General features: G+C 41.3%; 12 protein-coding genes. 11 read left to right on the top strand and 1 reads right to left on the bottom strand.

Annotation, left to right across the window (positions count from 1 at the left end; genetic code table 11):
* Window positions 1-265 precede the first annotated feature (265 nt).
* The 9 genes from AC13CC_RS03615 to AC13CC_RS03575 all read left to right on the top strand — a co-directional run bounded on the left by AC13CC_RS03615 (window position 266) and on the right by AC13CC_RS03575 (window position 9058).
* Window positions 266-1459, top strand: a complete 1194-nt coding sequence (locus AC13CC_RS03615; RefSeq protein ID WP_326278803.1) for a pyridoxal phosphate-dependent aminotransferase — start codon at window positions 266-268, stop codon at window positions 1457-1459.
* Window positions 1456-2472: a UDP-N-acetylmuramate dehydrogenase gene (gene murB / locus AC13CC_RS03610; protein WP_326278802.1), complete on the top strand. Its 1017-nt coding sequence runs from the start codon at window positions 1456-1458 to the stop codon at window positions 2470-2472. The genes AC13CC_RS03615 and murB overlap by 4 nt, the downstream gene beginning before the upstream one ends.
* Window positions 2473-2675: 203 nt before the next feature.
* Window positions 2676-3242, top strand: coding sequence for an RNA polymerase sigma factor (locus tag AC13CC_RS03605; RefSeq protein ID WP_326278801.1), 567 nt, complete (start codon window positions 2676-2678; stop codon window positions 3240-3242).
* Window positions 3239-3997 (top strand): anti-sigma factor, encoded by a 759-nt coding sequence (locus AC13CC_RS03600; protein ID WP_293168711.1) that lies wholly within the window; start codon window positions 3239-3241, stop codon window positions 3995-3997. Before AC13CC_RS03605 ends, AC13CC_RS03600 begins: the two co-directional genes overlap by 4 nt.
* 75 nt (window positions 3998-4072) lie before the next feature.
* Window positions 4073-4282: a membrane or secreted protein gene (locus AC13CC_RS03595; protein ID WP_293168713.1), complete on the top strand. Its 210-nt coding sequence runs from the start codon at window positions 4073-4075 to the stop codon at window positions 4280-4282.
* Window positions 4283-4311: 29 nt separating this feature from the next.
* Window positions 4312-4872 carry an RNA polymerase sigma factor gene (locus AC13CC_RS03590; protein WP_293168715.1) on the top strand — a complete coding sequence of 187 codons (561 nt, stop codon included), beginning with the start codon at window positions 4312-4314 and terminating at the stop codon, window positions 4870-4872.
* A 63-nt stretch (window positions 4873-4935) separates the two neighbouring features.
* Complete coding sequence (gene lipA, locus AC13CC_RS03585; RefSeq protein WP_326278800.1) at window positions 4936-5811, top strand: lipoyl synthase; 876 nt, start codon at window positions 4936-4938, stop codon at window positions 5809-5811.
* A gap of 17 nt (window positions 5812-5828) precedes the next feature.
* Complete coding sequence (gap, locus tag AC13CC_RS03580) at window positions 5829-6839, top strand: type I glyceraldehyde-3-phosphate dehydrogenase (protein ID WP_326278799.1); 1011 nt, start codon at window positions 5829-5831, stop codon at window positions 6837-6839.
* A 38-nt stretch (window positions 6840-6877) separates the two neighbouring features.
* Complete coding sequence (locus AC13CC_RS03575; RefSeq protein WP_428979741.1) at window positions 6878-9058, top strand: response regulator; 2181 nt, start codon at window positions 6878-6880, stop codon at window positions 9056-9058.
* On the opposite strand, the gene lpxK is transcribed toward AC13CC_RS03575, so the two are convergent.
* Window positions 9055-10053, bottom strand: coding sequence for a tetraacyldisaccharide 4'-kinase (gene lpxK / locus AC13CC_RS03570; RefSeq protein WP_326278798.1), 999 nt, complete (start codon window positions 10051-10053; stop codon window positions 9055-9057). The two genes, AC13CC_RS03575 and lpxK, sit on opposite strands and share 4 nt — an antisense overlap.
* A gap of 48 nt (window positions 10054-10101) precedes the next feature.
* On the opposite strand from lpxK, the gene AC13CC_RS03565 reads away from it, so the two are divergent.
* Both AC13CC_RS03565 and AC13CC_RS03560 read left to right on the top strand, forming a co-directional pair.
* On the top strand, window positions 10102-11196 hold the full coding sequence (locus AC13CC_RS03565) for a Nif3-like dinuclear metal center hexameric protein (protein WP_482876209.1): 1095 nt from the start codon (window positions 10102-10104) through the stop codon (window positions 11194-11196).
* 4 nt (window positions 11197-11200) lie between these two features.
* Window positions 11201-11980: a zinc ribbon domain-containing protein gene (locus AC13CC_RS03560; protein WP_293168727.1), complete on the top strand. Its 780-nt coding sequence runs from the start codon at window positions 11201-11203 to the stop codon at window positions 11978-11980.
* The last annotated feature ends 167 nt before the right edge of the window (window positions 11981-12147 follow it).

Genomic DNA, 12147 nt, shown 5'->3' with positions numbered 1-12147 from the left:
GGAGAAGTTCAAGGACAGTGGCGGGCTACTGCGGAACCTGGTCATGTTGACGGTCCAGGATACCGGCACACGCCAAAGGTACCGTGAAATCGGCCTAAGGCATCAAATCTTAATATCAACGCAAACTTAAACTAGAGCCTTATTAAATATAAGTATTTGCCTTCAAACCTCATCTTAATTTAACATTTCAATAGGCAAGTAATTATTCCTTAAAAGTTGTTGTTTTCGAAAGTTGGTTTTCTCATTTTTGCGAAAACTTTAGCACATGCCTAGTATCTCGAAGAAAGGGACACAAATGCCCGCATCGCCCATCCGTAAATTGGTACCCTACGCAGAGGCTGCCAAAAAACGGGGAACCCAGGTAATACACCTTAATATTGGACAGCCCGACATCAAAACACCAAAGGTGGCTTTGGATGCCGTACGAAACCATACTATTGAGGTACTTGAATACAGCATGACACAGGGTTCCGAAGAATACCGTCAAAAAATTGCCGCTTATTATGACAATCGGGACATTTTTATTGATGCCGAAGATATTATTGTAACCACAGGAGGGTCGGAAGCATTATCGTTTACTATGGGGTCCATTATGGATAACGATGACGAAATCATTATACCCGAGCCATTTTATGCCAACTATAACGGTTTTGCCACTGCCGCAGGGGTTAAAGTAAAACCTATTGCTTCATCCATCGAAAACAACTTTGCCCTTCCCCCCATTTCCAAGTTTGAAGAGCTCATCTCCCCAAAAACAAAGGCCATCCTTATTTGTAACCCTGGGAATCCTACTGGATATCTTTATAGCAAAGAAGAAATAGAACAATTGGCCGATTTGGTCAAAAAACACAATCTTTTTTTAGTGGCAGATGAAGTGTACCGCGAATTCACCTACGACGGAAGGGAACATTACTCTATTCTTCAGGTTGATGGGCTGGAAGAACACGCCATTGTGGTAGACTCCGTTTCCAAGCGATACAGTATGTGCGGGGCACGGATCGGTTGTTTGATATCCAAAAACACCGAGGTAATAGCAACTGCAATGAAATTTGCCCAAGCAAGACTTTCCCCACCAACTTTTGCCCAAATTGCAAGTGAAGCAGCATTGGAAACCCCACAAGAATATTTTGATGATGTGATCGAGGAATATGTTTCCAGAAGAAATCTATTGATTACCGAACTCAACAAGTTGGAAGGTGTAAAAGTGGCCACTCCGCAAGGTGCTTTTTACTGCGTGGCAGAGCTCCCTATCGAAGATGCCGACCACTTTGCCCAATGGTTGCTGGAAAGTTTTGAGGTTGGTGGAAAAACCGTAATGGTAGCTCCCGCAGCAGGCTTTTATGCCACGCCAGGTTTGGGAAAAAATCAGATTAGAATTGCCTATGTGCTGGAAAAAGAGCAACTTGTAAGGGCTGTCCAAATTTTGGGCAAAGCCTTAACAGAGTACAACAACCAGTGAACATACAGGAAAACATATCCTTAAAAAACTACAACACCTTTGGTATTGATGTAAAAGCACGGTTTTTTGTTGAAATTACCGGACTGGTTCAACTCCAGAAAACATTGGAGCTCAAAGCGTACCCAAAAAAGTTTATTATAAGTGGCGGAAGCAATATGTTGCTCACCAAGGATATTGATGCCCTTGTGATGCACATTAACCTCAAGGGCATTACCGTTGTCGAGGAAGACGAAAACAGCGTGGAGGTGAAGGTAATGGCCGGTGAAAATTGGCATGAATTGGTAATGTGGAGCCTGAAACAGGATTATGGCGGACTCGAAAACCTTTCGTTGATCCCAGGGAACGTGGGTACTGCGCCCATCCAAAACATTGGTGCCTATGGTGTGGAAGTCAAAGATGTTTTTGTGAGCTGTGCCGCCATGGATGTCAAAACTGGGGAACTGGAAGGTTTTGACAAGGAAGCATGTAAGTTTGGTTACCGAGATTCCATCTTTAAAAACAAAGCAAAAGATAAATTCATTATTACTTCGGTAGTTTTAAGACTTACCAAGAAAGATCATGTGCTGCATACGGGGTATGGCTCCATTGAGAACGAACTGAAGAACAAAGGAATTGTGCATCCGACCATACAAGATATTTCCGATGCCGTAATCGCCATTCGAAAGAGCAAACTTCCCGACCCCAAGGAAATTGGAAACAGCGGTAGTTTTTTTAAAAACCCTATTATTTCTAAAAAAGCATTTGATAAATTCATTAAAAAGAACCCCAATGCACCTTTTTATGAAATGGACGAGAATCAATATAAAATTCCAGCCGGTTGGCTCATTGAGCAATGCGGGTTTAAGGGAAAACAGTTTGGCGATGCGGCAGTACACGATAAACAAGCCTTGGTCTTGGTGAATCACGGCAAAGCAACAGGCAAGGAAATACTTCAATTGGCCAAAAAAATTCAAGATGAAGTACAGAAAACCTTCAAAATAAAAATTCAGCCAGAGGTGAACATAATAAAATAACCCTCGCATTGAAGTCAATAACGAGGGTTATACCAAACCAAACTAACCAAATTTATGAATGTTGTCAGGGTTGTGACACCCCTTATTTCAATTCAAAATCAACAAAGACAAAATGCTTTTTCTGTCTTAGCTTTGTTTTATATACGAGATAAATCCTATTTTAGATTTTGGTCCCTTAAAAAATTTTACCAAAAGCATCATTAATGAGCACATTGATTGAGAGACATATTGTTTCACTCCTTGCGGAAAAAGACGATAAGGCTATTTCCCTACTCTACGAAAATTATGGTGATACACTTTTCGGTGTTGCTTTTAAAGTGGTAAAAGATGAGGATTTGGCCCAAGATGTGCTCCAGGAAAGTTTTATCAAAATCTGGAAAAAAGCTGATAGTTACGATGCCTCAAAAGCCAAGCTTTTTACCTGGCTATTTCGAATTGTGCGAAATACGGCCATAGATAAGTTACGGAGCGTAAATAATAAATCGGACAAGGAAATCCAAATCGACGTTTCAGACGTATATAATGTTGGAGTGAAGGCTATTAACCCAGAACATCTGGACATCCAAGAAAACTTGGACAAAATCGAAGATAAGTACAGGGTTGTTCTTGAAGCCCTGTTTTTTGAAGGAATGACGCAGCAAGAGGCAAGTGATGAATTGGACATTCCCTTGGGAACCATAAAGTCCCGATTAAAAATCGGGCTAAGGGAACTTGGAAAAATTTACGGTACAACCATGGCTTTGCTTCTTTTATTAAATCTATTACCATGAAAGAGAAAGTTAAAATATTTTTAGAATCCGATATCTTGGAAAAATACCTTTTGGGAGATACCACTAAAGAAGAATCCCAAAAGGCCGAAAGATATATCGCCATGTATCCCGAAGTAAGGGAAACCTACGATATGCTCCAAAAAAATCTGGAGACCTTTGCCAATTTGTACGCCAAAAAGACTCCAGAAGGTCTTAAAGAAACCATATTGGCCAGCGCAAAAAAGGAGACAATGGTAAGCAAAAGGTACATGCGCTATGCCGTAGCGGCCAGTATCGCCATAATGATTTTTGCCGGTTCCTCCCTATTCTTTTGGAACGAAAACAAAACGCTTCAAGAAAAAAATACCATGGTCACCAACCAAATCAAGTATTTGGAAAACAATATGAAAGACCAATTGGCAGATATGAGAAACCAATTTATTGTGCTAAATAACCCTGCTACAAAAAAATACCAAGTAAAAGGGGAACGTGAAGCTAAAGAACTTAAGGCAATCGCTTACATCAACCCAGTCAAAAAACTTTCCTACATCAATGTAAGCAATGTCCCGGAGCTCCCAGAGGACAAATGCTTCCAAATGTGGGCCGAAGTCAACGGCGAATTGGTAAACTTGGGCGTAATCAAGAATTTTGATGAAAAAGATAAACTTCTTGCGCTTCCTTATGCCGATAATGCGGTAAGTTACATTACCATTGAACCAAAAGGTGGTAACAACACCCCATCGGTCGACAATATCGTGGCCAACATCAAATATTAAGGCTCAACTTTAAAGAAACCTTAAACCTTCCGCCCTTTAGTAAGGTATTTTGTACCTTTGTGCAAAAGTCAAAACATGAAGTTAGCATTAGTTACCATCGGGTTATTGGCCCTTGCCTTTGCAGGTATTGCAATTAAAATCTGGGGGAAAAAGAACGGTGAGTTCGCCGGAACTTGCGCCAGCCAAAGCCCTTTTTTGAACAAGGACGGGGAAGCATGCGGGTTTTGTGGCAAACTCCCAGAGGAGCAAGATTGTAAAAGAGATACTGTTACCGACACCCAATAATTCTTAATTTTTAGGTAAGGCTCATTTTTTTGGAAAAAACCGACGATTCCATCGAGGAGATTATACAAAAGGCAAAAGAAGGAAACCAGATTGCCTTTAGCACACTCTTGGACACTTTTTGGAACGATGTTTACGGTTTTCAGATACTTCGTACCAAAAATGAAAATGACGCAGAGGACATAACCATAAGGACATTTTCCAGGGCCTTTGATAAAATCGACACCTACGATAAAACGTATGAGTTTAAGACGTGGCTCATCACCATTTCCAAAAACCTTCATGTGGACCTCCTCCGAAAACGCAAGCGGAGCCTCATGAACGAAATGGATTCCCGGGGGGACGAGGTAAAAAAAGTATTGGACGAAACCCCCACGGTCGAGGACCGTTTGATCACGGAGCAAAACCTCGCCCATCTCTTACAGGACATCAAAAAATTAAAACCACATTACCAAAAGGTCATCAACCTACGCTATTTTCAGGAAATGAGCTATGCCGATATTGCCAAAGAACTCAACGAACCCGTGAACAATGTGAAGGTGAAATTGCTCCGGGCCAAAAAACTTTTGGCAGAGATCATCAAAAAAAAGTGACCTGCTTCAAGGCACAAAGTTTCCTTCCCAGTTTCGTATCTTTGTACATCAAATTTATTATGTATGAGCACAAGCGTTGCAGAAAACGTTCTTCCACCCAAAGGAAAACCTAAATGGCTAAGGGTTAAGCTCCCTACGGGCAAAAAATACACCCAGCTCAGAGGACTTGTAGATAAATACGACCTACATACAATATGTACCTCCGGAAGCTGCCCGAACATGGGTGAGTGCTGGGGAGAGGGCACCGCAACATTTATGATCTTGGGCAACATTTGTACCCGCTCCTGTGGATTTTGCGGCGTAAAAACCGGCCGACCGGAAACAGTGGACTGGGCAGAACCCGAAAAAGTGGCCCGTTCCATAAAAATAATGAACATTAAACATGCTGTGCTCACTTCTGTGGACCGCGATGACCTTAAGGACATGGGATCCATTATTTGGGCAGAGACCGTTAAAGCCGTTAGACGGATGAATCCAGAAACCACCATGGAAACCCTTATCCCTGATTTCCAAGGAATATCCAACCATTTGGACAGGATAATCGAGGTAGCCCCGGAAGTGATTTCCCACAACATGGAAACCGTGAAAAGGCTGACAAGAGAAGTCAGGATTCAGGCTAAATATGATAGAAGCCTCGAAGTACTGGACTATTTAAAGAAAAACGGAGCAAAAAGAACCAAATCCGGTATTATGCTCGGTCTTGGCGAAAAGGAAAGCGAAGTTATCGCCACTATGAAAGACCTTAGAAAGGCAGACGTTGATGTGGTTACCATTGGCCAGTACCTTCAACCCTCCAAAAAGCACTTGCCCGTAAAGCAATTTATTTTGCCCGAACAGTTTAAAAAGTATGAGGAAATAGGGTTGGAAATGGGCTTTAGACATGTGGAAAGCGGAGCCTTGGTTCGCTCCTCGTATAAAGCACACAAACACATACACTAGCTCCCTTCCCCATCATCATGAAAAACATCTCCATTGGTATTAATGGTTTTGGCCGTATCGGTAGAACCCTTTTTAGGCTTTTACTTAACCATCCGAACATCAAAGTAGTGGCCATAAACGATTTGGCCAATGCAGAAACCTTGGCCCATCTATTAAAATATGACAGTATTCACGGGGTGTTGAATACCAAAGTATCGCACAAAGACAATCTGATTCTTATTGATGGCAGGGAAATACCCGTTCTCAATCACAATCATCCCAAGGAAATAGACTGGAAATCGCATAAGGTTGATATTGTCGTAGAATCCACTGGAAAGTTTAAAACAAAGGAAGAATTGGAATTCCATATAAAAAATGGGGCCAAAAAAGCCATTCTTTCCGTTCCCCCGTTGGATGAATCCATTAAAATGGTGGTTTTAGGGGTTAACGAGAATATCATCAACAACGATGATCAAATAATTTCCAATGCCTCCTGCACCACCAACAATGCCGCTCCAATGATCAAGGTGATCAATGAATTGTGCGGTATAGAACAGGCATACATCACAACTGTCCACTCCTATACATCGGACCAGAGCTTGCACGATGCCCCCCACCGCGACCTTCGCAGGTCTAGAGCGGCAGGACAATCCATAATTCCCACAACAACAGGGGCCGCAAAAGCATTAACAAGTATTTTTCCTGAATTATCCGATGTGATAGGCGGATGTGGTATACGCGTTCCCGTTCCCAATGGCTCACTTACGGACATTACATTCAATGTGCTCCAAGAAACTTCTATTGAGGAAATAAATGCTACCTTTAGGGAGCAAGCGGAAAATAGCCTCAAAGGCATACTCAATTATACCGAAGACCCTATTGTTTCCATCGACATAAACAATAGTTGTTACTCTTGTACGTTTGATTCTTTGATGACCTCTGTGATTGGTAAAATGATAAAAATCATTGGATGGTATGACAACGAAACTGGATATTGCTCCAGAATTATTGATTTAATAGATTTGCTCATAAAGAAAAATTACGTTTGATCTTCAACCTTGTAAACAAAAAGATAGGCGAAAAATCGCTGCTTCTATTGTGCATAGTGTTATGCATCCAGTTTACTTTTGCCCAAAGTGATGGCAATTCCACCTCCGATGTTAAGACCATTTTTAATGAGTTTATGCAATATCGCCACGAAAACAAAGTGGACAAAGCTTTAGAAACTTTGAACGAGGCTGCCAATATTGCTGAGAGGAATGAGGATTCCAAACTTTTACTGGACACTTATCACCAATATGCACGACTGTTCTTAGAGGAAGGAGACAGAGAAACAGCTGTTTTTTACTGGGACAGGGCCAGTATTCTTTTAAGGGATACCTCATACTCCTACGGCGAAGCATTCCACTTGTATTTAGATGCCGCACTGCGGTTTGATGAAGGCAATAACTTTCAAGCATTGAAACAACTGGAGGAATCCAGAAAACTCAGCAATAACAGGAATCTTACCAACAATATACTTTTACTTGAGGCCAGTATCTACACCAATATTGAAAGGTACGATGACGCTGTAAAAAACCTGCATGCCCTAATCGTTAACTCCGATGATAAAGAGCGTGCCTATTTGGCCACAAGGGCCAACTTACAATTAGCAAGAATAAGCGTGACCCTCGATGATCTTGAAGACGGGATCATCCACTCCAAAGCTGCCCTGGAACTAGCGGAAAAGCATGGATTTTCCAAAGAGATAAAAATTGCCTACGAACAATTGTCCGGCATTTACGAAGCCAGCGGCAATTACGATGAGTCCCTCGTATATGCCAAAGGTTTGGCCCAAATAAAAGATTCCATATTCAATGTGGAAAAGGCCAAGTTGGATGCCGATGCCGCGGACAAGATTCGGTTCGACCACCAAATGAACGAACTCAACAAGCTCCAAGCTAAAAATGAGGAGCTCAGTGAATCCAAAAACCGTTCGGAAATAACCGCCATATTAACATCTGCCTTTTTAACCATTATCTCCCTTTTGGCAGTTTCATTGTTCAGGAACAATCAAATCAAGCTTAAAACAAATGATCTCCTTTACACCAAAAACAAGGAACTGGAGTTGGCAAGGGATGCAGCGGTATCTGCTATGCGGGCCAAAACAAATTTCCTATCAACAGTAACCCACGAGCTAAGGACACCCTTGTATGCCGTTACGGGACTCACCCATCTATTATTGGAAGAGAACCCCTCTGAGCATCAAAAAGAACATTTAAAGTCATTAAAATTCTCGGGGGAATACCTGCTAAATTTTATCAACGATATTCTTCAGATCAATAAAATTGATGCAGAAAAACTGGAACCCCTCAATATAGAATTCAAGTTGCACAAAGTGCTGGATGATGTTGTGGATTCGCTCCAACAAAATGCACACGAGAAAAAAACAAAACTGATCCTGGATTACGACCCCACCATCCCCAAAAAATTGTTGGGAGACCCCATAAAGCTATCCCAAATTTTTATGAACCTTGTTGGCAACGCTCTTAAGTTTACCAAAAATGGCAAAGTAGAGGTCTTGGCCAAAATGTTGAAAAAAGATGAAGACCAGGTAAAGCTATATTTTGAAGTAAGGGACAATGGAATCGGTATTTCGGAAGAGCAACAAAAAAATATTTTTGAAAGCTTTCAACAAGGTTCCATACAAATCAACAGGGAATATGGTGGCACAGGACTTGGGCTCACCATTGTTAAAAGCCTTTTGGGATTGTTTGGAAGCACCATTCACCTTGAAAGTGAGTTAGGCCATGGAAGCTCCTTCTATTTTGAAATGGATCTAGATTACGAATCCAAAGAAGGGGAAGAAATCTCTTTTGAGCTCAATCCCGAAGAATTCCAGTTCAAAGGGTTACACGTATTGGTTGTGGAAGACAATAAGATCAACCAGGTGATTACAAAAAAAATGCTCACCAAAAAAGAGATCAGTTGCGATATTGCCAATAATGGCAACGAAGCCATTGACCTGGCCAAGAAAAATACCTACGACGCCATTTTAATGGATATCCACATGCCCGGCATAAGCGGTGAGGAAGCCACGCGGCAAATACGAAAGTTTGACAAAAACATCCCGATTATTGCATTGACCGCCATTTCTTTGGATGACAGTCTGGAGAGTTTTTACGAAGCAGGCTGTAACGATGTAATCACCAAACCATTTAAGCCAGAGGTTTTCTATCAAAAAATTGGAGAAAACATCTTTAGGAGCAAAATGGAAGGTTTGGTTTAAAACAATGCCTGTAGCGAGCCCTTCAAAACCGCTTCATCTTCGCGGGAAAAATTGTGGGTTATTTCCAAAAAGTACAGATTTTGCAACCTTCCTTCCAAACGCACAAAGTCTTTTTCGGTGGTCAGCACCATCTGGTACCCTTTAAATTGTTCAACCTCCCTGTCCGTAAAGTGGTGATGATCCCCAAATTCAAAATGTTCAAACACAATTCCAACAGACTTTAAAAATCGCACCAATGGTTCCGGCGATGCAATACCGGTTACCAAAGCCAATGGTTTGCCCTTTAATTCTGACAATTGGATTTTTTGCTTTCCCCCATCAGTTACAAAATCATTGTACTTTAACTTTGCGAACAATACATTTTGGTCGGGTTTTGGCTTGAGCTTATCTATTACCTTTTTCCATTCCACATCCTGCAGTGTATCAGGGCATTTGGTAACAATGATCAAATCCGCACGTTTGGCCTCTTTTTTGGCATCGCGAAGGCTTCCCATGGGCAAATACCAGTCATCCACATATAAATTATGATACGTGGTAAGCAAAATCGAAAAAGTGGGTTTCACCCTTCTATGTTGAAAAGCATCATCCAAAACAATAACTTCTGGATCAAACCCACTTTCCAGTTTTTCAATACCGTTACGCCTATCGGCATCAACAGCAACAGCAACTTGGGGAAATTTTCGATGAATCTGATAGGGCTCATCCCCCAATTCCAAAACGGTGCTTTCAGTGCCTGCCAAATAGAATCCTTTTGATCTTCGCTTGTATCCACGGCTCAAAACAGCAGTCTTTCGGTTAGTCAATATCCTGAGCAAATATTCTGTCATTGGGGTTTTCCCGGTTCCCCCAACACTCAGGTTGCCCACACAAATGGTGGGTGTTTTGTACGATTTGGATGAAAAAATACCCGCATCAAACAAAAAGTTTCGCACATAAACCACCAAGGCGTAGACCAAAGAAATCGGGAACGCTATTTTCCGAAGCAACTGAAGCATTGAACGAAAATATAATATTTTATCTTTAGCCCACTTAACATTTTTAAAATGACTGTTAACGACATAGCAAAAGTGCTTGAAGAATTGGCTCCATTGGCCCATGCCGAGGAGTTTGACAACGTAGGTTTATTGGTTGGAAACCCAAACATGGAAGTCAAAGGTGTTCTTGTGACCCTGGACACGCTGGAAAACGTGGTGGACGAGGCCATTGAGAAAAAATGTAATCTCATTGTGAGCTTTCACCCTATAATTTTCAAAGGGCTAAAACGGCTAACTGGAAGTAACTACGTGGAACGTGTTGTAATCAAAGCCATTGCCCACAATATTGCGATATACAGCATGCATACAGCATTGGACAACAGCAAAATGGGCGTCAATGCCAAAATATGCGAAGTTTTGGGACTAAAAAATCCGGAAATCCTGATTCCAAGAGCCAAAAGCATCAAAAAATTGACCACTTACGCTCCCTCGGCAGATGCTGATACTATAAAATTGGCTCTATTTGCTGCTGGTGCAGGGGAAATTGGGAAGTACAGCAATTGCAGCTATAGTTTGGAAGGCACTGGAAGTTTTAAGGCAGGAAACGGCGCCAACCCCGCTGTTGGAAAAGTTGGCGAAGTACATTTTGAAAAAGAAACCATGATCAACGTCATTTACTCTTTTGAAAAGGAAAAAAGCATTCTAAACGCACTTTTTAATGTCCATCCATACGAAGAAGTGGCCTACGAAGTGCTTACCCTGGAAAATAGCAATCAAGATTTGGGAATTGGGATGATAGGCACCCTCGACGCTGAAATGGATGAAAAAGAGTTTTTACTTTTAGTAAAAGATAGAATGAATGCTTCTGTGGTAAGGCATTCCAAATTACTGGGAAACAAGGTAAACAAGGTTGCTGTTCTAGGAGGTAGCGGGGCATTTGCAATAGGTGCCGCCAAGAAATCCGGGGCCAATATTTTTGTGACCGCCGACATTAAATACCACGAATTTTATCAAGCCGAAGACCAACTGGTAATTGCCGATATTGGGCACTTTGAAACTGAGCAGTTTACAAAAGATTTATTGGTTGATTATCTTACGAAAAAAAATCCTAATTTTGCAGTCTCTTTATCGGAGAGTATAACGAATCCCATCAAGTATATATAAATATATGGCGAACAAGAAAGAAAGCACTGTGGAAGAAAAGTTGAGAGCACTGTACGACCTACAGCTTATTGATTCCAGAGTGGATGAAATCCGCAATGTTAGAGGCGAACTGCCTTTGGAAGTAGAGGACTTGGAAGACGAAGTTCTTGGTCTTAAAACCCGAATGGACAAATTGAAAACGGATGTTGAGACCATCAACTTTGAGATTGCTGCTAAAAAGAATCTCATCGATGAGTCAAAAGCGCTTATTAAAAAATACAGCGAACAACAGAAAAATGTAAGGAATAGCCGCGAGTTCAATTCGTTGAGCAAGGAAGTGGAATTCCAAGAGCTGGAGATTCAATTGGCCGAAAAGAACATTAAAGAGTTCAAAGCTCAAATTGAGCAGAAAAAAGAGGTGATTTCCACAACCAAGGAAAAATTATCCGAGCGCGAGGGTCACCTAAAGCACAAGAAAGGTGAATTGGACGCTATTCTTGCAGAAACTGAGAAAGAAGAAAAGGCTCTTCTGAAAAAATCTGAAGAGTACCAAGACAAAATTGAAGAGCGTTTGATAAAGGCCTACAAAAGAATACGCCAAAACGTAAAAAATGGTTTAGCTGTGGTTCCCGTAGAACGTGGAGCTTCCGGTGGTTCCTTCTTTACTATTCCACCACAGGTTCAAGTAGAGATTGCAAGCCGCAAAAAAATCATCACCGATGAGCACAGTGGCAGAATTTTGGTAGATCCTTTATTGGCGGAAGAAGAACAGGATAGAATGGAAAAACTTTTTGCCAAAATCTAATCTTCACCATTGGTTAAGAAATTAAAAAAGCCACTTTTGGGTGGCTTTTTTGTTGCTCTTATGTGTCATTTTAAATGAGTGAAACGATTGAGAAATCTCCACTGTTTCTAGATTTATCATACTCCTTTATGTCGGTTCGAAATGACAAAAAGACCACTTCCGGAAAA

Source organism: Flagellimonas sp. L-11 (assembly GCF_056857735.1).
The sequence above is the reverse complement of the archived record's forward strand: the minus strand, read 5'-3'. Positions and strand labels throughout refer to the sequence as shown.

Bases quoted from the DNA above. Each gene is read 5' to 3' on its own strand.
- AC13CC_RS03615 (WP_326278803.1), top strand. From the start codon at position 266: ATGCCTAGTATCTCGAAGAAAGGGACACAAATGCCCGCATCGCCCATC.
- AC13CC_RS03605 (WP_326278801.1), top strand. From the start codon at position 2,676: ATGAGCACATTGATTGAGAGACATATTGTTTCACTCCTTGCGGAAAAA.
- AC13CC_RS03600 (WP_293168711.1), top strand. From the start codon at position 3,239: ATGAAAGAGAAAGTTAAAATATTTTTAGAATCCGATATCTTGGAAAAA.
- AC13CC_RS03595 (WP_293168713.1), top strand. From the start codon at position 4,073: ATGAAGTTAGCATTAGTTACCATCGGGTTATTGGCCCTTGCCTTTGCA.
- lipA (WP_326278800.1), top strand. From the start codon at position 4,936: ATGAGCACAAGCGTTGCAGAAAACGTTCTTCCACCCAAAGGAAAACCT.
- gap (WP_326278799.1), top strand. From the start codon at position 5,829: ATGAAAAACATCTCCATTGGTATTAATGGTTTTGGCCGTATCGGTAGA.
- lpxK (WP_326278798.1), bottom strand. From the start codon at position 10,053: ATGCTTCAGTTGCTTCGGAAAATAGCGTTCCCGATTTCTTTGGTCTAC.
- AC13CC_RS03565 (WP_482876209.1), top strand. From the start codon at position 10,102: ATGACTGTTAACGACATAGCAAAAGTGCTTGAAGAATTGGCTCCATTG.
- AC13CC_RS03560 (WP_293168727.1), top strand. From the start codon at position 11,201: ATGGCGAACAAGAAAGAAAGCACTGTGGAAGAAAAGTTGAGAGCACTG.